This window comes from Thermodesulfovibrio sp. 3907-1M, assembly GCF_040450955.1.
GTDB classification, from domain to species: domain Bacteria; phylum Nitrospirota; class Thermodesulfovibrionia; order Thermodesulfovibrionales; family Thermodesulfovibrionaceae; genus Thermodesulfovibrio; species Thermodesulfovibrio autotrophicus.
Genome location: NZ_CP144373.1, coordinates 96,105 through 119,325, shown reverse-complemented (window position 1 = coordinate 119,325; position 23,221 = coordinate 96,105). Strand labels below are relative to the sequence as shown.

At 36.4% G+C, this 23,221-nt stretch carries 20 protein-coding genes; 14 read left to right on the top strand and 6 right to left on the bottom strand.

From position 1 onward, the window contains the following. Positions 1-1,296, top strand: a complete 1,296-nt coding sequence (locus V4D30_RS00570; RefSeq protein ID WP_353684309.1) for a hemolysin family protein — start codon at positions 1-3, stop codon at positions 1,294-1,296. On the opposite strand, the gene nrfD is transcribed toward V4D30_RS00570, so the two are convergent. The 6 genes from nrfD to tmcD form a co-directional block, all read right to left on the bottom strand. After that, complete coding sequence (nrfD, locus tag V4D30_RS00565) at positions 1,283-2,464, bottom strand: NrfD/PsrC family molybdoenzyme membrane anchor subunit (RefSeq protein ID WP_353684308.1); 1,182 nt, start codon at positions 2,462-2,464, stop codon at positions 1,283-1,285. The two genes, V4D30_RS00570 and nrfD, sit on opposite strands and share 14 nt — an antisense overlap. Continuing rightward, positions 2,451-3,449, bottom strand: a complete 999-nt coding sequence (locus V4D30_RS00560; RefSeq protein WP_353684307.1) for a 4Fe-4S dicluster domain-containing protein — start codon at positions 3,447-3,449, stop codon at positions 2,451-2,453. The genes nrfD and V4D30_RS00560 overlap by 14 nt, the downstream gene beginning before the upstream one ends. Before the next feature lie 134 nt (positions 3,450-3,583). Continuing rightward, positions 3,584-5,164 carry a sulfate respiration complex hexadecaheme cytochrome HmcA gene (hmcA, locus tag V4D30_RS00555; RefSeq protein WP_353684306.1) on the bottom strand — a complete coding sequence of 527 codons (1,581 nt, stop codon included), beginning with the start codon at positions 5,162-5,164 and terminating at the stop codon, positions 3,584-3,586. After that, the gene (locus V4D30_RS00550; RefSeq protein WP_353684305.1) at positions 5,161-6,489 is read right to left on the bottom strand and encodes a (Fe-S)-binding protein; all 1,329 of its coding nucleotides are present in this window, start codon (positions 6,487-6,489) and stop codon (positions 5,161-5,163) included. The genes hmcA and V4D30_RS00550 overlap by 4 nt, the downstream gene beginning before the upstream one ends. Before the next feature lie 7 nt (positions 6,490-6,496). Then, positions 6,497-7,174 (bottom strand): TmcC family electron transfer complex membrane anchor subunit, encoded by a 678-nt coding sequence (gene tmcC, locus V4D30_RS00545; protein ID WP_353684304.1) that lies wholly within the window; start codon positions 7,172-7,174, stop codon positions 6,497-6,499. Beyond that, positions 7,174-8,424 carry an electron transfer complex subunit TmcD gene (gene tmcD, locus V4D30_RS00540; protein ID WP_353684303.1) on the bottom strand — a complete coding sequence of 417 codons (1,251 nt, stop codon included), beginning with the start codon at positions 8,422-8,424 and terminating at the stop codon, positions 7,174-7,176. Before tmcD ends, tmcC begins: the two co-directional genes overlap by 1 nt. A 515-nt stretch (positions 8,425-8,939) precedes the next feature. Between tmcD and V4D30_RS00535 the strand changes: the two genes are divergently transcribed. The 13 genes from V4D30_RS00535 (at position 8,940) to feoB (ending at position 22,946) form a co-directional block, all read left to right on the top strand. Beyond that, complete coding sequence (locus V4D30_RS00535) at positions 8,940-10,844, top strand: methyl-accepting chemotaxis protein (RefSeq protein ID WP_353684302.1); 1,905 nt, start codon at positions 8,940-8,942, stop codon at positions 10,842-10,844. Between the two features lie 18 nt (positions 10,845-10,862). Then, entirely contained in the window at positions 10,863-12,353 is a 1,491-nt protein-coding gene (locus tag V4D30_RS00530) for a chemotaxis protein CheW (protein WP_353684301.1), read from the top strand. Continuing rightward, a complete protein-coding gene (locus V4D30_RS00525) occupies positions 12,350-13,408 on the top strand; it encodes a chemotaxis response regulator protein-glutamate methylesterase (protein ID WP_353684300.1) in 1,059 nt (352 codons plus the stop codon). Before V4D30_RS00530 ends, V4D30_RS00525 begins: the two co-directional genes overlap by 4 nt. 11 nt (positions 13,409-13,419) lie before the next feature. Beyond that, complete coding sequence (locus V4D30_RS00520; RefSeq protein ID WP_353684299.1) at positions 13,420-14,049, top strand: HEAT repeat domain-containing protein; 630 nt, start codon at positions 13,420-13,422, stop codon at positions 14,047-14,049. After that, positions 14,039-14,914, top strand: coding sequence for a protein-glutamate O-methyltransferase CheR (locus tag V4D30_RS00515; RefSeq protein WP_353684298.1), 876 nt, complete (start codon positions 14,039-14,041; stop codon positions 14,912-14,914). The genes V4D30_RS00520 and V4D30_RS00515 overlap by 11 nt, the downstream gene beginning before the upstream one ends. Continuing rightward, on the top strand, positions 14,911-15,285 hold the full coding sequence (locus V4D30_RS00510; protein ID WP_353684297.1) for a response regulator: 375 nt from the start codon (positions 14,911-14,913) through the stop codon (positions 15,283-15,285). Before V4D30_RS00515 ends, V4D30_RS00510 begins: the two co-directional genes overlap by 4 nt. Continuing rightward, positions 15,278-17,899 carry a chemotaxis protein CheA gene (locus V4D30_RS00505; RefSeq protein ID WP_353684296.1) on the top strand — a complete coding sequence of 874 codons (2,622 nt, stop codon included), beginning with the start codon at positions 15,278-15,280 and terminating at the stop codon, positions 17,897-17,899. The genes V4D30_RS00510 and V4D30_RS00505 overlap by 8 nt, the downstream gene beginning before the upstream one ends. Further along, positions 17,883-18,110: a hypothetical protein gene (locus V4D30_RS00500; protein WP_353684295.1), complete on the top strand. Its 228-nt coding sequence runs from the start codon at positions 17,883-17,885 to the stop codon at positions 18,108-18,110. Before V4D30_RS00505 ends, V4D30_RS00500 begins: the two co-directional genes overlap by 17 nt. 97 nt (positions 18,111-18,207) lie before the next feature. Beyond that, positions 18,208-18,576 (top strand): response regulator, encoded by a 369-nt coding sequence (locus V4D30_RS00495; protein ID WP_353684294.1) that lies wholly within the window; start codon positions 18,208-18,210, stop codon positions 18,574-18,576. Positions 18,577-18,662: 86 nt separating this feature from the next. Continuing rightward, a complete protein-coding gene (locus V4D30_RS00490) occupies positions 18,663-19,898 on the top strand; it encodes a methyl-accepting chemotaxis protein (RefSeq protein ID WP_353684293.1) in 1,236 nt (411 codons plus the stop codon). A 2-nt stretch (positions 19,899-19,900) separates the two neighbouring features. Then, entirely contained in the window at positions 19,901-20,674 is a 774-nt protein-coding gene (locus tag V4D30_RS00485) for a ParA family protein (RefSeq protein WP_353684292.1), read from the top strand. Between the two features lie 131 nt (positions 20,675-20,805). Continuing rightward, complete coding sequence (locus V4D30_RS00480) at positions 20,806-21,036, top strand: FeoA domain-containing protein (protein ID WP_353684291.1); 231 nt, start codon at positions 20,806-20,808, stop codon at positions 21,034-21,036. Next, positions 21,033-22,946 carry a ferrous iron transport protein B gene (feoB, locus tag V4D30_RS00475; RefSeq protein ID WP_353684290.1) on the top strand — a complete coding sequence of 638 codons (1,914 nt, stop codon included), beginning with the start codon at positions 21,033-21,035 and terminating at the stop codon, positions 22,944-22,946. Before V4D30_RS00480 ends, feoB begins: the two co-directional genes overlap by 4 nt. Positions 22,947-23,221 lie beyond the last annotated feature (275 nt).

Here is a 23,221-nt window from a genome sequence, read left to right as displayed (position 1 = left end):
ATGAATGAGATTTTTTTAATAATTCTTCTTATCATTTTGAATGGCCTCTTTGCTGCCAGTGAAATCGGAGTTGTTACATTAAGAAGATCAAAGCTTAAACAGCTTATTGAAGAAAAAAATCCAAATGCTGAAATAGTTCAAAAATTCAAGGAAAATCCTGATAAATTCTTAGCAACTATTCAGGTTGGAATTACTCTAATAGGAAGCCTGGCCTCAGCTCTGGCAGGTGCATATGCAGTAAAAAACATAAAGCCTTTGATTGAGGCATTACCATTCAGTTTCCTTAGAGTTTCTGCAGAAGCAATATCTATCGCTGTAGTTGTAATTCTGGTTACATATTTTATGGTAATAGTGGGTGAACTAATTCCAAAATCCATTGCTCTTTACCATCCTGACTGGATAAGCTTAAAAACTGCAAAATTTATTGATAGATTCTCAAAGTTAACCTTTATTTTTGTAAAAATTCTAACAGTGAGCACAAACTTTCTTCTTAAACCATTTGGACTTAAGGCATTCTCTGAGAGAGGATTTGTTTCACAGGAAGAGTTAAAACTTTTAATTGAAGAAGGAGAACAAAAGGGTATATTTGAACCTGAAGAACGACAGCTTATCCATAGTGCATTCAGCTTCAGTGAAATAACAGTTAAAGAAATAATGGTTCCAGCTCCTCAAATGGTTACTGTTAGCATTTACATGAGCATTGATGAAATTAAAGAAATTATTATGGATGAAAAGTTTTCAAGATATCCTGCTCTTGGTAAGGATCTCAATGACATTAGAGGAATACTTCATGCAAAGGATTTCTATAATGCACTCATTAAAAATTCTGAAACCATAGATATAAAAAGACTTCTTAAACCTCCCATGTTTGTGCCTGAAACGATGAAAATAAACATACTGCTTAAAGAAATGCAGAAAAAAAGAGTTCACATGGCAGTGGTTGTTGATGAATACGGTGTTGTAACAGGGCTCGTAACACTTGAAGACATTCTTGAAGAGCTTGTAGGTGAGATAAGGGATGAATATGATACTGAAATGCCTGTAATTACACTTCCCGATGGTTCAATGCTTATTGATGCTACAATTTCCATAAGAGATTTAAAAGAAGACTACGGAATTGAAATTGAAGAATCAGAAGATTACGATACTCTTGGAGGATTTATTCTTACCGCTCTTCAAAGAATTCCCCGTGTTGGTGACACTGTAAATGTTGATGGTAAAACTTTTAAAGTTGTTGAAATGATTGGACAGAGAATATCAAAAATAAGATATGAAAAAATTTTTACGAAAGAATAGCCATTCTCCTTACAATGAATCTGTAAAACAGAATTATTAAGATGACCACTCCTGAGGAAAGTGCCACTTCCATCCAAGTAGGATAGTATTTCTCAGAAAGAGGAATGTACCAGTTGTAGGCAATCAGGCTTACATTAAAACGATTAAGTATTACTCCAAAAGCAATTCCAAAGGCTGTTACTCTAACTATTTTCGCATTTTTTGTTTTTATTGCATTTATTAGAACTAAAGCAGGAAGCAATACAAAGCCACAAACTTCAAAAAGATACCAGTAGCCATAACCAGTAATTAAATAATGCCAGTTATCATAATGGGCAAGGTCAAGAATTTTAAGAATTAAATATACAAAAAGCGATACAACCAGAGCCTTAGCAAGCCCCAGTGTTTTTCTATTAAACTCCTCTTCATCAAAATTTTTTATGTGTTCTTTAAAAACTCTATGAGAAATGGTGCTTTCAATTATAACCATTGAAATTCCAGCAAAGACTGCAGAGATGAGGAAAAACAACGGCAGTAATGCCGAATACCAGAGAGGATGCACTTTTGTTGGTGCAATAAGAAACAATCCTCCAAGAGCTGACTGATGTCCACCAGCAATGATTACACCGAATACAGTTGCCCAGATTCCAAGCTTTGAGAAAAATTCTCTCAATTTCTCCCTGCCAATCCATTCAAAAAATGCAGGAAACCACTCAATAAGGCAAATGATAATATACAAGAAAAAATGCCATGCAATGAGAAACAGTATTGAATTTAATCCCCATGACCAGCCAATTACATAGGGAACACGGTAGTATCTACCAAGATCAAACATCAAGGCAAAGACTGCAAAAACATAACCAAGCAGGCTTGAAAGAATTGCAGCTCTGGCAAAGTGTTTATAGTCTTTTAATCCAAAAAGATAGACTGCTGTGCCCACTGTAAGTCCCGGTGCAGCAAGAGCAATTCCTGCAAGAATGTCAAAGCTAATCCACAATCCCCATGGATATGTATCAGAAAGGTTTGTTGCAGGACCAAGTCCATAAAGAAGCCTGTAAACCATTGAATAAAAAGAAAAGGCAAGAATTAAAAAGGCAATGAAAAATGGCAGTGTAGCATGTTTTGAAACATACTCTTTAAAGCTCATGCCCAGAAATATTTTTTCTCTAAACCAGCTATTGTTTCTCATTGCTCTGCACATCCTGTGATTCTTTTTTCTTTCTGTTTTTTGAAATCATGTAATAGGCTCCCCATACAAGGGGTGCTGCAGCAACAATCTCAAGCACCTTTACTGTAAAAAGAAAGTTTTTACTGTAGTCCGGGATAGGTCTTTTATCAAGCTTCGGAAATCCGAGTTTTTCAAAGGGAACTCCTGAAATGTAAAGCCAATTTGTTCCACCTGCTTCATGCTCTCCATAAACATGAGGTAGATATCTTTCAGGATTGTTATTTATTCTCTCATAGGCAAGTTTTAGCATCTCACTTCTTGGTCCAAATCTTAAAGCATCAGCTGAACATATTTCTACACAGGCAGGAACCTGAGACTCTGTTATTCTATCAAAGCACATTGTGCATTTTGTAATCTGTGGTGTAATTGGATCGTAGTATTCATAAGCAGGAACATCAAAGGGACAGGCAATCATACAGTAACGACAGCCCACGCATAAAGAAGGATTATAAAGCACTGCTCCATGAGAAGTCTTCTTAAAGGCATCAACAAAACATGCGTTAAGACAGGCAGGTTCAGCGCAATGCATGCATTGTTTTTTTACATAAACAGGTTTTCCTCCATCGTAAAATCTGTTTACAACAGTAAACTGTCCAGCATGGGTTCTACGAATTCTGTCAAAAACTGATGGAGCTTTATCCTTTGATTCCTCAAACTCTTTAATGGGCCTGTTGGGATTTTTATTCCATTCATTGCATGCCCATTCACATCTTCTGCACCCAATACATTTCGTAATGTCAACAAGCACAGCGTAGGGCTCTGTTGGAAGTTTTCTGCTTTTTACTGCTTCGTATTTTAACCAATTCTTTCTGTTTGCAGTGTTACCCGTTGATTTCACAGTATCCTGAGACAAATTAGAAGAATCTCCTCCATAAACTTTTTTCCCACCTATAAAACTAATTCCAGCTACTGTCAATGCTTTTTTCAAAAACTCTCTTCTATTCATTTGTCCCTCAACAAATTAATATCTTCTCCTTTCTCTTAACATTCCCACAATAACAATAAACGCAAAAATTGAAAGCACAGCAATGACATACTCAGCTCCGTGATGAGAAAAAAGCTGTTCAAGTATGTACATTTTTATATCCCCCTCTTTCTTTCATGACAGTCAGTGCAGGTTTTTGGTTTCTGTAGCGCCATGTTTTCATGACACTTAATGCACATTGTATGATATGCAGCCTGTAGTCTCGGTCTTCCCATTGCTTGAGAATCAAAGGAGACACTATGACAACTTGTACAGACTGGTGGATTGTCCTTTTTTGCCTCTGCTTCTTCCTTACTTTTATGATGACAACCCTTGCACATTGTATTTAAATCTTTGTGAAAATATGTTGCAAGCCTGCTTTGATTTGACATATCAGTCAGCTTTTTCACAATTTTATAATGAGGCATTTTGACAGGCTCAAAATCCTTTTCAATGTGTTTTATTGTTACTTCTTCTTTAATCTTTTGAGTTGAAACATCCAATAGAGCAAACTTTTCAATCTCTTTTTTACCACTGTGACACCTGTTACATACTTCTTTGTTTGCTATCTCTGTCTTAACTGGTGCAATAAAGTAATGACAGCCCTTACAGTCTTTCTTTTCCATTAAACTTCTGTGACAGCCCTGACAGCTCATCTGAGAGCTCTGCGAATGATAGGCAGTAAGGATATTTACAAATCCTCCTTCCTCCCTACCTTTTAGATTATGACATTCTTTGCAACTTTTCAATGTTTCATGATGACAGCTTCTACAGGTTTTATTATTTTTTTCGTGGAATTCGTGATTAAAGGGAACTCCTTTCATTTTTGATTCTTCAATGTTTATGAAGACAGTCTTTGGCTGATCTCTTTCAGGTCTTGGTATGTCTTTAAGCTCTTGCACTGCTTTATATTTTCCCGTATGACACTTTGAACACTGCATTGGTCCTGCTTCCTTAGATTCTAATTTATTATGCAAATGACAGTTTAAACACAGGCTGTGAAAGGCTTTTTCAATTCCCCAATTGCCCTGTTTAGCTATTTTTACTATTTTTGAAAGTTCAGGTCCTCTCTTCTTATTCAGGTCATGACAGTAATAACAGGACTCTTCAGTTCCTTTTTCATAGACCAATGCAAGTTCTTTGTTTTTCTCTTCAATGTCATAGGTATGATGGCAAAGACTACAGTCTTTTTTATTTTTTTCTACGTGTTTGCCATGAAGGGAAAAATCAAACTCCACTGAAGGATATTTAACTGTCATATCCTCATTTCCCTTCTTATGGCATTCTCTGCAGGAGAGAATTACAGGACCTGTTTTTATTTTTTCAAAGCTTAATTTTTGATGACATCTCAAGCACTGCTCATGATAGGCATTTTTAAGCAGTTGAGAATTCTTTCTATCAATGTTTTTAGGAAACTCAAAGAAAAACTCGCCGAATTTGTCCTGAACATGGCACTCCTGACAGAGCATCTCATCAGGCTTTTTAAAAGCCTTTGCCAGAGCTTCAACATGCCTTTGATGTTCAAATAAAACCGTGCCATACTCAAGTCTGCCAAATACTTCTTTATGAGCAATGGCGATGATGTCCTTACCTGCCTCCAGGCTTTTACTGACAGGCTCTGAATGTAGCGAAGTATAGATACCTAATCCAGAGAAAGCTACAAACAGCAAAACTCCTATGAACCCAAAATTCCTCATGCTCTCATCTCTTCAGGAATTTCCATCTGCTCTGCAATCATGTCTGTTAAAAATTTTACATGAACTCCAAGCTTGTAGTAGTCATTCAAATCTTCAATTCCCTTATGACAGGTATGACATGGTGCAATCACTATTTTTGCTCCCGTATCTCTTATCTGCTCTGCCTTTATCCTGCCACCTTCAATTCTTGCCATCTTCCATGGTGGACCAGCATCAATCATTCCTCCGCCGGCAGAGCAACAGTAGTTATGGTCATCTTTTGGTGTCATCTCTATAAAGTTTTCACAGAGAGTGTTTACAATGTATCTAAGTTTTTCTCCCAACCCCCTGTATCTGATTATGTTACAGGGATCCTGTAAAGTTACAGGTTCTTTAATTTTTTGGCTGATTTTTATTTTACCGCTTTTTAAAAGTTCATAGAAAAACTCAACGCCGTGCAGATAGGGAATTGGATTTTCCTTCCATCCCATAAGTCTTGTTCCTTCGTATATGCCTGTTCTGTAAGCATGTCCGCACTCTCCCATAACAATTCTCTTAACATTCAGTTTAAAAGCAACTTCATAGTGAGTTCTCACCACTTTCTGAAGGGTTTCATGATCCTGAGCATAAAAGGCTTTGTTTGTATAATCCCATCCATCACAATCAGGCATTGTCCAGTCAATCTTTGCCACATTCATTATCTTTGCCATATTAGTAAGGAGCCCTGTCATGTATTTTGCCTCAAGCCCATGAGCAAGATAAAGAACTTCAGCGTCCTTTTTGCCAAGAGGAATTCTCGCATTTTTAACTTCTGCCCTTAACTCATCTTCAAGCCATTGAACTGTATCAAGCCATTCATCCTGCCTGAACCATAGCATATTCGTTGTCTGCATGTGACTCAATGCCTGATCCTGAATATACTGAGGCACTGCACCAATCAGGCAGCATATTCTTCTTACAAGGCTTATTAAATAGGCAATATCAATCCCAAAAGGGCAGAACTGAACACATCTTCGGCAGAGATTGCATTCAGAGAAGGCAATTCTTGCATATTTTTTTATCTCATCTTTGCTGACATTCCCCTTTTTATTGAGTATATCCCATATTGTTTGCTTTACTTTTGCTGCAGGTGCATAGGTTGGATCACCTTCATGGGCAAGATAGTGATGACAGGAGTCTGTGCACATGCCACATCTCATACAGGTCTCTACAAAGCTCTTTAGTCTTGCTGAGGCTTCTCTTTTTAAAACCCAATCAATAGCCCTTTTTATCTTTGACTCATCAATTCTGTTCAGTGTTTCATCAATCCCAATGTCTGTTACAGGTTTTCTTTCAAACTTTACCATAACTACCTCAATAATCCCTTGAATGTCTTACTGCACCAAACTCACTTCCTGTGTGAGCTCTTGTAAGGAAAAACATAAAAATGTGACTGAGCCTTGTAAAAGGAATAGTAGCAAGCATGACTTCACCCGTAATCATATGAATTGTGAGCATTAATTTATACTCCAGTAAAAGCTCATAATGGGCAAGAAATCCTGTTATAAAAGTTGAAGCTACAATAACAATTGTCAGATAATCTCCACTTCCAGTTAGAAATCTCACATCTGGTTGAATTATTCGACGAATAACAAGTAGAATTAGAGCAAATATGACAATCAATGTCATGGCATCAGCCAGACCCTGAGGAATACTCCACCAACTAATCTTCCATGAATCATACCACAGCTCAATGTGCCCAGCTAAAAATAAAGGAGTTAAAATAACGCATGTGTGAAAAACAAAACTGAGCAATGTAAACCAAGGATGTCTTCTCATACTTATGCTTCCAAATGGTATGAGCCAGTGAATTAAAGAGCGAAGAGTGTATTTAAAGCTCAGATAGGGATATATAACCTTTTCTTTTTTTGCAAGCTGAATAGTGTTATACACACGATAAAATACTCCTACAAAAAATACTATAAAGGCAAGCCAGACAAGGGGTCCTCTTGCCAGAGTGTAAATTGAAGGATCTCTGAAAAACTGCTCCATTACCTTAAAATCTCTCCAATTGAAAGAATTTTTCTATAATACTTTCCATTTTTAATACATCTCACTAAAATTTTCTCTCCATCAGGACTAAAAACAGGCTCCCACAGCATATCAAAAACATCCTTTCCAATCTTTCCATCAAGCACTATAAAAAAAACTCCTTGCCTTTCTGCTTTTGCAACGATGTGAGAACCATCAGGGCTGAACTGAGGTGTCCATACTCTTTCAAAGCCTTCATTCCATGCAACTCCGTCAACAGCCACTGTCCATAAATTGTTTTCCCTTACTACAGATGCCACTTTTTTACCATCAGGGCTGAATTGGGGAGGCAGAACAGCCTGAGAGAATGTCCTTGTCCATGCAACTCCGTCAACAGCCACTGTCCATTTACCAAACTCTGGTGATACAACAGCAGCAATTTTTTTTCCATCAGGACTTACTGTCTGATGCCAGAGTTGAACAAAATATTTATTCCACAAAGGCTTTCCATTCAAGACAAGACTCCATCCCTTTTCTGTCTTGACTGGCACGCAGATATCACTTTCATTTACAAAAACAGGCTCCCATGCATTGGGAAAAATCTCATTCCATAGATTTCCATCCACTGCCACTGTAAACTCCTGCTGGGAAAGCCTCGCTGTAGCAGCAGCCCTTCCTTGACTGCTAAATGTTAATCCATAAACAGAGATAAAGTTTTTATCCCATGCAATACCATTTACTGCTACAGTCCAGACACCTTCTTTGAAACTGAAAATATCAAGCAGCTGAGGATTTTTTGTTCTTACATAACAGGCGGTTTTGCTGCCATCAGGAGCTATAAACAAATCCCTTGCATCAAAAAAGAGATTATCCCATACCTTTCCATTTACGCAAACTCCATAGGAATCTCCCTTTTTTACATTAAAGGCTACGCATGAGGCGTCTTTGCTGAACTGAAGATTCCATGCATAATCAAAAGTTTCATCAAGCAAAACCTCATCCTTTGCCATTGTCCATTCATAATTCTTCAAAACAAGGCAGGCAACAGAACCATCAGTAATAAGCCTTAGAAAACAAACCCTTTCAAAGGTATCATCCCAAGTTTTCCCATTTATGCAGGGCGTGACCCTTTTGTCTTCTATTTCAACAACAGCAGCTATCTTTTCTCCATCAGGGCTTACAATAAACTCATGGACAAGGCAGAATTTATCATTATATTCACTGACATCACAGACAAGCTTTTCCTTTGTTTCCCAATCCCAGTTGAACATGTTAATCGTTATCTATTAAAAAACAGATTGAAAAAAAAGTCAAGAGTTTTTGATTATTCGGTCTTGAATTTTTTTAATTTTTATGATATGTTTTAATATGTTACAATTAGATAGCCATATTATTATGGCAACTCTTTTTATGCTATTCAAAAGATTATTAAATTCTACCCCCCCCCCCCCCCCCGAAAAAAACACGATAAATCAATAACTTATACTCATAAATTTTATACATTATCTTTTATTTCAATTTTTAAAATTCTGAATATTGTGTCTGCACATCGCTATTTATGGCACGAGTTAATAAAAAACGAAGCTGTTCAATAAAAATGATACGATGACAGGGTATGGGCAGGCTCGGAATAACAGGGCATGTAGCGGTGCGGAATGACAAAAAAGGAGTGACATGACAAAAATTAATGTGGAAGTAATTAAAAATTAGAGAACTTCAAGTTCTTGATTTTCAAGAATTTGTAAGTTTTTAAACAGACTCAAATAAATAAAGAGGAGGTAAAAAAATGGCATTGGTTAAAAAACCATCAACAACAGAAGGAGCAAAAACAGTTACTTTAGCAGCAAAAGAAGCCGAGGCACAGAGAAAAAGAGCAAGAACCTTAGCCAAACAGCAACAGATAGCAGAAAGAATTGCGGCTGCCACAAGCGAGCTTGCATCAGGCATTGCAGAAGCATCCTCGGCAGTGGAAGAACTTAAAAGCTCAGCACAACAGATTGCTGCAGGTGCTGAACAGGCATCAGGTGCAGCTCAGGAATGTCTTTCAGCATTCAAGCAGGTTGCAGGAACTGTTACCAAGCAAATGAAGAATGCAGAGATTTCTCAAGCAAAGGTTGAAAATGCTCAAACACTTGTTTTAAGGGTAAACAATGATGTTGAATCGCTCGTTAAAAATGTTGTTTTAGCCTCTGAAAGACAGATTGAGTCAGTAAAAAAGGTTGCTGAACTTGAACAGCAGTCAGCAAACATAGGTGAGATAGTAAAGACTGTAGCAAAAATAGCAGACCAGACTAATTTGCTTGCTCTTAATGCAGCAATAGAGGCAGCAAGAGCAGGTAAACATGGTAAAGGCTTTGCAGTTGTTGCCGATGAAGTTAGAACCCTTGCTGAAACATCTGAAAAAAGTGCAAAACAGATTCAGGAGCTTGTCTTAGAGATTCAGAAAGATATAAAAACAATTGCTGATGGTATAAACTCCTCTGCCAACAAAGTGAAAGAAGAGGCAGAAAAAGGCAAAATAGTAAGCGATCAACTTGCCCAGATTAGAACTGATATGGCTGAAATAGTCAAAAGTGCTCAGGAGATAGCAACAGGTGCTCACCAATCAGATGTTGCCACGCAGCAGGCTTTGAAAGGAGCAGAGGATATAGCCGCAGCTGCAGAAGAACAGTCAGCAGCTGCAGAAGAAGTGGCAAAAACAGTTGCAGAACAAGCTCAGGCACTTCAGGAAGCTGAGCAGGCAGCCCAAAATCTTTCAGAGCTGGCTGAAGATTTAAAGAGTTCAACAGACATTACAAAGAGTGCAGAAGAGGTGGCATCAGCTGCTGAGGAACTTTCAAGTGCTCTTCAGGAGATAAATCGTTCAGCAGCACAGATTTCAGCTGCTCTTGAACAGGTAAGAAAGGGAGCACAGAATCAAGCAAGTGCTTCAGAGCAATTAAGTGCAGCAGTAACTCAGATTGAAAAGGGTCTTCAGGTTGCTGAGAATCGTGCAAAGGTTTCTCTTGAAAAAATAAACGCCATACAGAGACTTCTTGCTGATAATAAAACCACTGTTGAAGCAATGGTAAAAGGAATCATCCAGTCTGCAGAAGAAGCAAAGATAAATCTTCAAAGAATAAAAGAACTGGAATTATTATCAAGAAAAATAGACAAAATCGTTGATGCCATAACAATGGTTTCTGTTCAGACAAATATGCTTGCTGTAAGCGGTGCAATAGAGGCAGCAAGAGCTGGTGAATTTGGCAAAGGTTTTGCAGTGGTTGCTTCAGACATAAGAAATCTTGCCCAGGATTCAGCCATAAATGCAGAAAAAATTAAAGATATGGTTAAGGCAATACAGGATCAGGTGAATATTGTAATGGAAGACATTGAAGAAATATTGAAATCAGCCGTTGAAGAAACGGAAAAAGCAAAGATTGCCACTGAAGGTTTAAATACAATAGAAAAGGATATAAAGGAAGTAAGAGCCGGTTCAGAGGAAATACTAAGCTCTGCTACTGAAATAGTTGTTGCCATTGGACAGGTTAAGAAAGCTGTAGAGCAGATTGCAGCAGCGGCACAGGAAGCAGAGAAAGCAACAGAACAGGCAGCAACAGCGGCAAAACAGCAGGCTCAGGGAGCAGAAGAGCTGGCAGCGGCAATTGAAGAAATAGCATCTCTTGCCGATGAACTTCAGTCAGTTGCTTAATCAGAGGAGGAAGCTATTATGGAGACAGAGGTCAGTGTTAATGAGTTTGTTACTTTCTTGATTGCATATGAGACATTTGCAATAAATATGGCTCCTGTGCAGGAAATAATCCGTGTGCCACAGATGGTTAAAGTTCCAAAATCTCCTCCATCTCTCATGGGACTTGCCAATCTGAGAGGTAAGGTTCTTCCTGTTATTAATCTTAGAACTGTTTTCAGAATTAATGAAAAGGAGATTGATGAATCAAGTAGGATTATTGTTGTTGATTTAGGTGAGACTCTGGGTTTTCTTGTTGATAGGGTTGCAAGTGTAATAGATGTGGAGGAATCAAAAATAGAAGAATCTTCTGATATACAGAGCATAGTTAAATCAGAGTTCCTTAAGGGAGTTATAAAGGACGTAGCAGGCTTTAATATGGTCATGATTATTGATATTGAAAAGGTTATTGAAAGAGAGTTTTCAGAAATTTTGTCAGAAAAATCAAAGGAATACGCTTTAACCACAGAAAGGGGAAAAAAAGAGGAAGTTTTTGCTGAAGAAAGACAGCTTGTAAGCTTTACAGTAGCAGATGAAGAATACGCTATTCCTATAGAAAACATTCAGGAAATTGTTCAGATTCCTGAGCATATCACTAAAGTGCCCAATGCGGAAAAATCAATAATTGGAATGATGAATCTGAGAGATAAAATTTTACCTCTTGCAAGCCTGAGAGCTTTATTTGGTTTGCCTGAGAGAGAACTTAATGAGCAGTGCAGAATCGTTGTGCTTTCACTTGGAAATCTCTCAGTTGGAGTGGTTGTTGACAGCGTGAGGGAGGTATTAAGAGTTCCTGAATCTCTTATTGAACCAATTCCTTCAATACTCATTAAAGATGAGGTAAGTTCAGAGATTACAGAGATTTGCCGATTAGAGGGAGGGAAAAGACTTGTCTCAATGATATCTGTTTCAAATCTCTTTAAACGAAAGGATATAAAAGAAGCATTGAGTGCTGCAAAGGATGAAAAAGAAATGGAAGAAAAAGACAATATTGAAGAAGAAAGAGAGGATGAGGAGCAGTTCGTTGTTTTTGAACTTGATGAGCAGGAGTATGCAGTGCCAATAGGCAGTGTTCAGGAGATAGTAAGAGTTCCTGAAGAATTAACCCATGTTCCTAAAACTCCTGATTTTGTTGAAGGAGTTATAAATTTAAGAGGAACGGTTCTTCCAGTTATTGACCTTCGTAAAAGATTTGATATTGAAGAGAAACAGAGAGACGAGCATCAACGCATAATGGTTTTTATTATTGATAATGTCTCAGTTGGCTTTATTGTTGACTCTGTAAGTGAAGTCCTGAAGATTCCTCACTCTCTTATTCAGAAGTCTCCTGAGTTATCTCATGAGCAGGCTAAACTTTTCAGCAGAGTTGCAAATCTTGAAAAGCAGGGAAGAATAATACAGATTATTGAACCAAAGGAATTACTTAAAAAGGAGGAAATAGAGGAATTAGAAGAATCGGAGAATAAAGAATGATTAAAATTCTCATTGTTGATGATTCTGCTTTAATGAGAAAACTTTTACGGGAGATTTTTGAAAAAGAGGGAGATTTTCAGATTGAGCTTGCCAGAAATGGAGTTGAAGCAATAGAGAAAAATCTCAATTTTCAGCCTGATGTTATCACCCTTGATATTAACATGCCTGAGATGGATGGCATTACTGCTCTTGCTCACATAATGGCTCAAAGACCAGTTCCAGTTGTAATGGTTTCTTCATTGACAGAAAAAGGAGCCCTTGCAACTTTTGAAGCTCTAAATCTTGGTGCTGTTGACTATGTCACAAAACCAGGAGGAACAATCTCTTTAAATATTGATGAGATCAGAGATGAGCTTGTAGCAAAGGTTAAAACAGCAGCCCGTGCCAGATTAAAAACGAAAGCACTAGTAAGAAAAATCAGGGAGGAGAGGGAAAAGATTATCAAACCTTCTACCCCAAAAGAAATAAAAGCAGATGAAAGGCTCGTGTTAATAGGTGTTTCAACTGGTGGACCAAGGACTCTTGAGGAAATCATTCCAGAACTGTCTGCTGATTTTCCAATTCCCATAATAGTAGCTCAGCATATGCCTCCGACATTTACTAAATCCTTTGCTGAAAGGTTGAATTCTATTTGCGAGCTTGAGGTTTTAGAAGTTGACCGTCCTTTACCAGTTGAAAGAGGCAAAATATACATTGGAAAAGGTGGAACAGATGTTGTCGTTGCAAGAAGGTCTGATAAATTAATTGTCCATCCAAAGCCAGAAAATCCTTCTTTTCTCTGGCATCCCTCTGTGGAAGTTCTTGGTCGCTCTGTGCTTGAACACTGCGATCCCAAAAAGGTCATTGCTGTTATGCTTACAGGAATGGGTTATGATGGAGCTGATGCCTTCACCGAGATTAAGAAGAAAGGAGGAAAAACAATTGCTGAATCAGAAGAATCAGCAGTTGTTTTTGGAATGCCAAGAGAGCTCATTGAAAGAGGTGGAGCTACAGTTATACTTCCTGCTGAGAAAATAGCAAAACAGATTATCTCATGGGCAAAAAACAATGTATGAGGTGAAAAGTTATGCCAATAAAAAAGAGAGAAGAGAATAAAGTATCTGATATAAAAAAAGAAAGAAGAAGTATTGAAAGAAATTTTGATGGTTTAATAGTTCAGCTTTCAAGCTCAAATCCCACAGAAAGGAGATGGGCTGCAAGAGACTTAACTCAGTATGAAGGGGCATCAGGTTATTTAATAGCACAACTCATGAAAGAAAAAGACATCTCAGTTCGTGAGTTAATAATAAGTTCCCTGATTGCAATTGGTGATGAAAAAGCTATAGAAGGACTTATTGACTGCTTAAAAAGTGATGATGCCCACTTGAGAAACTCTGCAATAGAAGCATTAAAACAGATACCTGACAAAGTGGCTCCACATATAGAAAGGCTTCTTAATTCTTCTGAACCAGATGTGAGAATCTTTACCATAAATATTCTTGAGAGTCTAAGACATCCCGATGTAATTAAATGGCTGATTGAGGTTATTGAAAGAGACGAAAATGTAAATGTTTGCGCAACTGCTCTTGATCTGCTTGCTGAGATAGGAACAGAAAAGGCTATCCCAGCTATAAAGAGAGTTAAAGAAAAATTCAAAGATGAGCCATATATTCAGTTCGCAGCAGATTTAGCTTTAAGGAGGATAGGTGAACGCTAATTGTAAATTAAAAACTGAACCTGAAATAACGATATCTGATGATGATTTTGAAAGATTCAGAGAGTTTTTTTATAGAAAAACAGGGATTTATTTTGACGAAAATAAAAGATACTTTGTTGACAGAAGACTTATTGAAAGAATAAAAGCAACTGGACACAACAGTTTTAAAAACTACTTTATCTTTTTAAGATTTGAAGCCTCAGGCAAAGAGCTTCAAACTCTAATAAATAGTTTAACAATTAATGAAACTTATTTTTTCAGAGAAGAGTATCAGTTTAAATGTATGGTAAATAGAATGCTTTCTGAAATTGTATCAAGGAAAAAACCTGGAAGCACTATTAAAATATGGTCTGTGCCCTGCTCAACAGGTGAGGAGCCCTATTCAATTTGCATCTATCTGCTTGAATACTGGAAGGATATTGATAAATGGGATGTGGAAGTTATAGCCTCAGACATTGATACCTGTGCTCTTGAGAAGGCAAGATCTGGTGTTTACTCTGAACGCTCCGTGCAAAATCTTCCTAAAGCAATACTTCAAAAATATTTTAAAAACATTGGCAATGGCTACTATAAAATTTCTGAGGAATTAAGAAGCTCTGTTGAGTTTATGAAAATAAACATAGTTGACAAAATAGAGATGAAAAGATATAGAGAGTTTGACATAATATTCTGCAGAAATCTTCTTATATATTTTGATGATCTATCAAGAAAACTTGCTGCAGAAAATCTTTATGATGCTTTAAATCCTGGTGGATTTATCTGTCTTGGACATTCAGAATCAATGAGCAGAATATCTCCAATTTTTAAAGTCAGAAAATTTCCTGAAGCCATTGTTTATCAGAAACCTCTTGAGGAGGATATATGAAAAAGATTCTGGTTGTTGACGATGCAGGAACAGTAAGAATGTATCACAAAAAAATTCTTGAAGATGTAGGCTTTGAAGTTGATGAAGCTGTAAATGGTCTTGAAGCTCTTGAAAAAGCACTCATAAATGATTATGACCTCTACATCGTTGATATTAACATGCCAAAACTTGATGGTTACAGCTTTGTTAAAAAATTGAGAAGCAGTGAAAGTGTTAGGCAGTCTCCTGTTATTATGGTTACAACCGAGGCAGAAGAAAAAGATATGCATAAAGCTTATGAAAATGGAGCAAACTTTTACATTGTTAAACCTGTTAACCCTGATGAACTTATAAAAGTATGCAAACTATTTTTGGGAGAGACCTATGAGTAATCCATTGCTTGAGCAATTTATCATTGAAAGCAGAGATTTTTTACAGACAATTAGTGAGATAATCATAAAACTTGAAGAAAAAGAAGATGCAGGTCTTCTTAATGAGCTTTTCCGTATTGTTCACACCCTAAAAGGTAATTCTGGCTTATTTGATTTTCCTTCAATGACAAAACTTTTACATGCAGCAGAAGATTTGATGAATCTTGTAAGGGAAGGAAGTTTAAGTTACAGCTCTCATATCGCAGACATTTTACTTGAGGCAATGGATATAGTCTCAATAATGATTGATGAGATAGAGGCTTCAGGTTCACCTTCTTTATCCTCAGTTCAATCAGCTGAAGAAAAGGCTAAGAAAATAAAAGAGAGTTTTCTTAAAACATCTCCCAAAAAAGAGTCAGAAATTAAAGAAAAATCTGAAAAAAAGGAACATATACAGTTAGAGCATGTCTTTGATTTTTCCGTTATTCCTGAAGAATTCCGCATGAAAGCAGTAAAAGAAGCTTTGAATGGTAAAAAGATTATTTTAATTCACTATACTCCTGAAGCTGAATGTTTTTACAAAGGTGAAGACCCATTTTATTTCGTAAGAAATGTTCCTGATTTAATCTGGGCAAGATACTATTTAAGGGAAGAAGTTCCTGATCCATCATTGATGGATATCTACCGTTGCATTACCGACTTTGAGATTTTATCAACAGCAGAAAAAGAAGAGCTCACAGAGTATTTCAAGTATGTGCTGGATCAGGTTAAATTTATTGAGATTGATGTAACTTCTCTCATATTTCCACAGGGAGATAAAAACGGAGGTCCTGTTTATGAAGATTTTATAAATGATGCAAAAACTTATTTAAAAGAGGAAAATACTATAGCACTAAAAAATGCCGTAACAACACTTCTTGAACTTTCCTCCTCCGAGCTTTATTTTGCCTCAGCCTTAAGATGGATATTGCTCCTTATTGAGCATCTACCAGAAACAAAGGATTACATTGAAGCACTTATTGAAGCAATAAAAACTATGTCAATGCCTGTATTCACTTTTAAGGAAAAAACAGCAAAAGAAACAGAGCTTCCCGATGATTTCATAAAGGTTATTAAAATTCAAAAGAAGGTTTTAGAGAAAGCCAGGCTCAGAGAAGACAGAATAATAAGAGACAACATCCTGAAAGCTGTTACGGATGTCATAGAAAACGCTCTATTCTCCATAAAAAATACAAAACTTTTAAATGAGTTTAAAACTATAAAGCAAAGTCAAGAAAACATTGATTCAATCATAAAATGGATAGATGATAAACTCCCCGAGAGTCATTACCAGAAGGAAACAATCTCAATAGCGCCTCCTTTAAAGAAAGAGCAACCTCCAGCAGACAGAACCACTTCTGATGTATCAGAAGCTCCTTCTCAGAAAGAAGCGGCTGTAGCGGTATCAACAAAGGTTTTGAAGGTTGATGAGGCAAAGATTGACAGGCTTATGAATTTAATTGGAGAGCTTGTAGTTGCCAAAAACACTCTTCCCTATCTTGCAAGGAAGGTTGAAGATCTTTATGGAATAACAGAAATTATTAAGGACATAAAAGCATACTATAGCGTCCTTAATCGCATAGCTGAAGATATGCAGGATGCAATAATGCAAGTAAGAATGATTCCTGTTTCATTAGTCTTTCAGAGATTTCCAAGACTTGTAAGGGACCTGTCAAAGAAACTTAATAAAAAAGTGAATCTCATTATTGAAGGAGAAGAAACAGAGGCAGATAAAAATGTTATAGAAGCCCTCTCTGACCCTCTCATTCATTTAGTAAGAAATAGCCTTGATCACGGGATTGAATCCCATGAAGAAAGAACTGCCAAAGGAAAGCCTGAAATTGGAACGATTATTCTCAGAGCAAAACATGAAGCAGATCATGTATTGATAGAGGTTATTGACGATGGGAAAGGCATGGACCCAGAAGAAATTAAGATAAGAGCCTATAAAAAAGGAATTATATCTGAAGAAGAGCTTGAGAAGATGAATGATGAAGAAGCTTTAAATCTCATCTTTCATCCGGGGTTTTCAACAAAGGAGATATCCTCAGAGCTTTCAGGAATAGGCGTTGGTATGGATGTTGTAAAAACAGCTGTAGATAAATTTAGGGGTTCTGTAAAGGTAAAATCTGTTAAAAATCAGGGAACAACTATTTCTCTCTCCTTACCTCTTTCAATGGCAGTTTCTCATGTAATGATAATAGAATCAGGTGAGAGAAGATTTGGAATTCCTATGGATTCTGTTGCTGAAACAGTAAGAGTGCATAAGGAAAGAATCCATACCTTTAAAGGGAAAATGACAACTGTTTTGAGAGATAGAGTCATCCCTCTTTTTTATCTTAATAAACTACTTGATATAGAAAAACCTCACATTTTAAATGAAGATGGAGAATATGCTGTTGCTGTTCTTAACATTGCAGGTCAGTTAACAGGCATAATAGTGGATAGATTTCATGGCACTGCAGACATAATTCTTAAACCCTTTACAGGATACATGGCAAATCTCAGGGTGTTTTCAGGAACAGCAATAATGGGTGATGGATCAGTTTTATTAATAATAAATCCAGAGGAGTTGATACATGGCAGTGGAAATTAAAAACAGCACATTGAAATTTATTGATTTAGTAACAGTTGAAGATGCAGAAGCTATATTTAACAAGCTTTTAGAAAAAAAGAAAATCAAGATTGACATGAGCCAGTGTAAACACATTCATACTGCTATTCTACAGCTTTTAATGGTTTTCACTCCAGAAATAATAAAACTTCCAGAAGATAAGGATCTAAAAAAATGGATAATAAAGGAATGACTATTTTTCTGTCATCCCGAGCCTGCCAGAGGCAGGCGAGGGATCTCCACTTGGTAAAAAAAGAGGTTACGGAAATACAAAAAAGGAGGGATATCGGATGAGTAAAACAGTTCTTATAGTAGATGATTCAGCAACAATGATAATGAGCCTTAAGGCAGCTCTTGAAATGCATGGATTTAAAGTTGAGACAGCCTCAAACGGACAGATGGCGCTTGATAAAATAAAATCAGGGCTTAAACCCAATCTCATAATTACTGATATAAACATGCCTGTCATGGATGGACTTGAGTTTATAAGACAGGTTAAGCCGCTGCTGAGGTTTACTCCTATACTTATTCTTACCACTGAAAGTGAGCAGAAAAAAAGAGAAGAAGCCAAAAAACTCGGTGCCACAGGATGGCTTGTAAAACCTATATCTGGAACAGATTTAATAAATGTAGTAAAAAAAGTGCTACCAGGAGCTTAGAATGAAAACTCTTTTTTTATTAATAGCCCTCTTTATTGGGGGGGGGGGGGGGTAAAATGCAATATTTATTGGGAGGTAAGCGAAAAATGAGAGAAGTCATTAAAAACTACCTCATTTTTACTCTTCCCTTTGCTTTTCTGGTTAGCTTAATAGGGACAATGGTATATGAATATTTCCCATTTTTTGATAAACCATGGAAAATATTTATCACATTTTTTTTCCTTATGCTTCTCTGTTTATTTCTTTGCGGATATCTTACGATAAAGATAGCAGGTCCTATTAAAAAGCTTTACAGCTCAATTGAAAAAGAGTATGGAATCATGCAAAACAGGATTATTAGTCATGAATTTTCAGACAACCAGATGCTAAAGTTAAATGATGTGTATAAACTTTTCTCAGAGCATATTTTTTCAACAATAGAAACTACTGAAAAAAGTAGTATAGAAGTTATAAAAGGACTGGAATATTTATATGAAAATACCAGAAAACAAACAGAACTCATTGAAAGCTCTGTATCTTCAGGGCAGAATCTTCTTACAGTCATTGAAAAACAGATGCAACATAACACTGAAATGATAAAAATTTTACATAGCCTGATTGAATCACATCAGAAAAACTTAGAAGATAATTTGAATCGTGTAAAGTCCTTAGTGAATGAAGTAAACAATGTAACTCCACTTATGGACAGTATAAAGGACATCGCAGAGCAAACCAATCTTTTAGCATTAAATGCAGCAATTGAGGCAGCAAGGGCGGGTGAGCAGGGCAGAGGTTTTGCAGTAGTTGCTGATGAAATAAGAAAACTTTCAATGAAAACAGAGAGCACTTCAAAACAAATTATAAGCCAGATTAAAAAGCTTTCAGAGACAATGAATAAAGAATTTGAAAGCTTAAAAAGACAAATATCTCAAAGTGAGCAATTAAAACAATTACATGATGCCGAAAACACTGTAAAAGAAATGGAATCATCATTCAGCTCTGTTGGAAGCTTGATATTTGATATAATTCAGAAAATTCATGAGCAGAATGAAGTGGTCTTGAAAACTGTTACAGATTTACTGGGTAAGATTCAATTCCAGGATGTAATAAGACAGAAACTTGAGAGAGTGATAGAGGACTTAAAAGACCTTTCTGAGTACAATACAGCAATGCTAAAATGGTTATTAAACCCTGCGGAAGCAGAAAAACCGGTTGAAATACAAAAACTTCTTGATACATTTTATCAGAGATATGTTATGCAATCACAGAGAGAAATTCATGAAGAAGTCGTAAATAATTCTTTGCAGAAAAAGGAAAAAGCTGCCAAGATTGAGTTATTTTAAAAATGTGCACAATAATTACAGTAACAAACAGAAAAGGTGGAACAGGTAAAAGCACTACTGTTGTGAATCTTTCTGCAGAGTTTGCTTTAAGAGGGAAGAAAATTCTTGTCATTGACCTTGACACGCAGGGGCATGCCACTATTGGATTGGGATTGTCTCTTAATAAAAATCTCTATACAATTCATTCTATTTTATGTAACTCTGAAGTTTCTATTTTAAAGGCTGTATTTAAGACAGACTGGGAAAATCTTTTTATTATTCCAGCTGATCCTTTATTTGAACATGGAAGAGTCTTAAATAACAGAGCTTTAAGGGATGTAATTGAAAAAGCAGGGTTTCACAGAGAGTTTGATTTTATCCTGATAGATACACCACCATCTCTTGACAGTTTGTTGATTAATGCACTCGTTGCCTCTGATTATGTACTGATTCCCTTTTTGCCACATTTTTTGTCCACAGAAGGAATAAAAAGTCTTGCAAGATTGTTTTTTAAAATCGCAGTTAGAGAGAATCCGTCCCTTAAATTGCTTGGACTTATTCCTGTAATGATAAATCAGAGAATTCAGCAGCACAGAAAAGTTACTGATTCAGTATCCAATCAGTTTGGAAAAAACAGAGTTTTTCATGGTATCAGGGCAGATATAAAACTTGTTGAAGCTTTTGAAAATCATACACCGGTTAAGTTATATTCCCCTAACAGTCGTGGTGCTTTGGATTATGAAATTCTGGCTGATGAGATATTGTTAGAAATTGAAAAAAGAAAGGGACATAAATAATAAAAACTTAACCCCTTTTAATTAATTCCTTCTTGACAAAATTAGAATTTATGTTCAATAATTAGAATTATCTAATAAAATTGGAATAATATATGTGGCACTTATAGAAAGTGTAAATAAGGAGGCTTATAATGAAAACATTGCTTGATATAAATAACGGTAAACGAGTAAAAATTCTGAAAATTTCAGGCGGAAGAGGGATAAGGCAGCATCTTCAATGCCTGGGCATTCATATTGGTGATATTGTAACTTTGAAAAAAAGCTCTTTTTTGGGTGGTCCTGTTCTTCTGGAAGTAAATGGGTTTGATGTAGCACTGGGGAGAGGAGTTGCTTCAAAGATAGAAGTGGAGGAATTGGAATGAAAATCGCCTTTATAGGACAGCCCAATGCTGGCAAAAGCACAATTTTTAATGGACTCGCAGGATATAAAACAATGACTGCAAACTTTCCTGGGCAAACAGTCCATTATACAGTAAGTAAAGTAAAGGTTGGAGACGAAACCTTTGAAATAGTTGACTTACCGGGGATTTATTCTCTTACAGCTATTGATATGGCTGAACTGGAATCAAGAAAATACATTTTATCAGGGCAGGCAGATGTCGTTATAAATGTAATTGATGCCTCCACTCTTTCAAGAAGCCTTGAACTTACACTGCAACTTACTGAACTTCAGGTTCCAATGGTTATCTGTTTAAACATGATAGATGAAGCTCGTAGAAAAGGTATTGAAATCAACAGTGAGAAACTCTCTCAAATTTTCGGTGTTCCTGTAATTGAAACTGTTGCCAATAAAGGAATTGGGCTTGATGCCATTTTTGTCTCTGCAAAGCAGGCTTATCATAAAAGGCTTATCCCAAAAATTCAACCTTTCCACAAAGACATAGAAGAAAAAATTGAAGAAATTGAACAGATCATTACTGATGAATTTTTAAGAAACATCCCGAGAAGATATATGGCTGTGAAATTACTTGAAGGAGACAGAGAGTTATTTGAAGAAATTGAAAAATTCCCGGAGATTATAGAAAAAATTAAAACTATAAGAGAAGAAATTAAGAAAACCCATGGAAGGCATGCTGATACTGTCATATCCTCTGAAAGACATGCTCTTACAATGAATATATTTGAAGATGTAGCAAAGGTTGGACAACCTTTAAAATCCTTCAGAGAGCGGATTGATGATCTGCTCACAAACAAATATCTTGGATATCCCTTATTGTTTTTAATTCTCTTTGGAATTTTCTTCATAGTTTTTGAAGTGGGAAAAATCATTGAAGAACCTATTACAGATGCTTTTGATTCCTTGAGTCAGAAATTGCCAGGGTTTATTGAAGAAAACACTTTATTATACTTCATTGTTAAAGGATTGATTGAGGGCTTTTCAGGAGGAGTTGGTGTTGCCATTCCTTACTTAATACCATTTTTTATTGGATTAACTGTGCTGGAAGACATAGGTTATCTGCCAAGAATGGCTTTTTTGATGGATACAATAATGCATAGAATTGGACTGCATGGAAAAAGCATTCTTCCCTTTGTTGTTTCATACGGGTGTAATGTCCCTGGTGTTATGGCAACAAGAATACTGGAGTCTCCAAGAGATCGTTTTATTACAGCAACTCTTTCTGTTTTGATTCCCTGTGCAGCAAGAACAACTGTAATATTTGGACTGATTGGAGCATACATTGGAGGACTGGCTGCTGCAGGACTTTATCTTTTTAATCTTTTTGTAATCATGATTTTGGGTGCTGTATTAACAAAATTTATTCCTGAAGTTACTCCTGGCTTAATAATGGAAATTCCTCCATTGAGAATGCCAGCATTAAAAAATGTTTTTATGAAAACATGGCTGAGACTAAAGGATTTTATGCTTGTTGCCTGGCCCCTGCTGATCATAAGCAGTATTACTCTCAGTTTTCTGGAATACTTAAAGATAGATTTAATTTTAAACAAAATATTTGCTCCTTTAGTGAGCTTAGTTCTTGGACTGCCTGAGCAAACAGGAATTACGCTTCTTTTTGGAATTCTCAGGAAAGAACTCTCAATGATAATGCTTTTTCAGGCAATGCATACGACTGAACTTAACACTGTGATGACAGATCTTCAATTAATTGTATATACCATATTTACAATCTTTTACATACCCTGCGTTGGAACAATGGGAGTATTGTTAAAAGAACTTGGATTTAAGAGAATGATTTTAATCTCAGGATTAACTATAGTTATAGCATTAATACTGGCTGTGATTTCAAGAATAATTCTGTCAATGGTCATTTGATAAAAATCTAAAAATTTGGTATCTTTAAATTAAGGAGGCAGCAAAAAATAGCTAAAGTTTACGGCAATACAGCAGGATTAAAAAAAAGCACTATTTATGCAATAGAAAAGCTTTACAGAAAAAAACAGCCTGTAGAAGTCTTTATAACTCCTGAATTAGCAAAATCTCTATGTGCTCTATCCTTTGAAATTAACAGACAGATCGGAGTTTTAATTGACAGAGCAGGTAACATAACCCATGTTATAATTGGCACTGCTCACTCCATCTTAATACCT

Bases quoted from the DNA above. Each gene is read 5' to 3' on its own strand.
- V4D30_RS00570 (WP_353684309.1), top strand. From the start codon at position 1: ATGAATGAGATTTTTTTAATAATTCTTCTTATCATTTTGAATGGCCTC.
- nrfD (WP_353684308.1), bottom strand. From the start codon at position 2,464: ATGAGAAACAATAGCTGGTTTAGAGAAAAAATATTTCTGGGCATGAGC.
- V4D30_RS00560 (WP_353684307.1), bottom strand. From the start codon at position 3,449: ATGAATAGAAGAGAGTTTTTGAAAAAAGCATTGACAGTAGCTGGAATT.
- hmcA (WP_353684306.1), bottom strand. From the start codon at position 5,164: ATGAGGAATTTTGGGTTCATAGGAGTTTTGCTGTTTGTAGCTTTCTCT.
- V4D30_RS00550 (WP_353684305.1), bottom strand. From the start codon at position 6,489: ATGGTAAAGTTTGAAAGAAAACCTGTAACAGACATTGGGATTGATGAA.
- tmcC (WP_353684304.1), bottom strand. From the start codon at position 7,174: ATGGAGCAGTTTTTCAGAGATCCTTCAATTTACACTCTGGCAAGAGGA.
- tmcD (WP_353684303.1), bottom strand. From the start codon at position 8,424: ATGTTCAACTGGGATTGGGAAACAAAGGAAAAGCTTGTCTGTGATGTC.
- V4D30_RS00535 (WP_353684302.1), top strand. From the start codon at position 8,940: ATGGCATTGGTTAAAAAACCATCAACAACAGAAGGAGCAAAAACAGTT.
- V4D30_RS00530 (WP_353684301.1), top strand. From the start codon at position 10,863: ATGGAGACAGAGGTCAGTGTTAATGAGTTTGTTACTTTCTTGATTGCA.
- V4D30_RS00525 (WP_353684300.1), top strand. From the start codon at position 12,350: ATGATTAAAATTCTCATTGTTGATGATTCTGCTTTAATGAGAAAACTT.
- V4D30_RS00520 (WP_353684299.1), top strand. From the start codon at position 13,420: ATGCCAATAAAAAAGAGAGAAGAGAATAAAGTATCTGATATAAAAAAA.
- V4D30_RS00510 (WP_353684297.1), top strand. From the start codon at position 14,911: ATGAAAAAGATTCTGGTTGTTGACGATGCAGGAACAGTAAGAATGTAT.
- V4D30_RS00505 (WP_353684296.1), top strand. From the start codon at position 15,278: ATGAGTAATCCATTGCTTGAGCAATTTATCATTGAAAGCAGAGATTTT.
- V4D30_RS00500 (WP_353684295.1), top strand. From the start codon at position 17,883: ATGGCAGTGGAAATTAAAAACAGCACATTGAAATTTATTGATTTAGTA.
- V4D30_RS00495 (WP_353684294.1), top strand. From the start codon at position 18,208: ATGAGTAAAACAGTTCTTATAGTAGATGATTCAGCAACAATGATAATG.
- V4D30_RS00490 (WP_353684293.1), top strand. From the start codon at position 18,663: ATGAGAGAAGTCATTAAAAACTACCTCATTTTTACTCTTCCCTTTGCT.
- V4D30_RS00485 (WP_353684292.1), top strand. From the start codon at position 19,901: ATGTGCACAATAATTACAGTAACAAACAGAAAAGGTGGAACAGGTAAA.
- V4D30_RS00480 (WP_353684291.1), top strand. From the start codon at position 20,806: ATGAAAACATTGCTTGATATAAATAACGGTAAACGAGTAAAAATTCTG.
- feoB (WP_353684290.1), top strand. From the start codon at position 21,033: ATGAAAATCGCCTTTATAGGACAGCCCAATGCTGGCAAAAGCACAATT.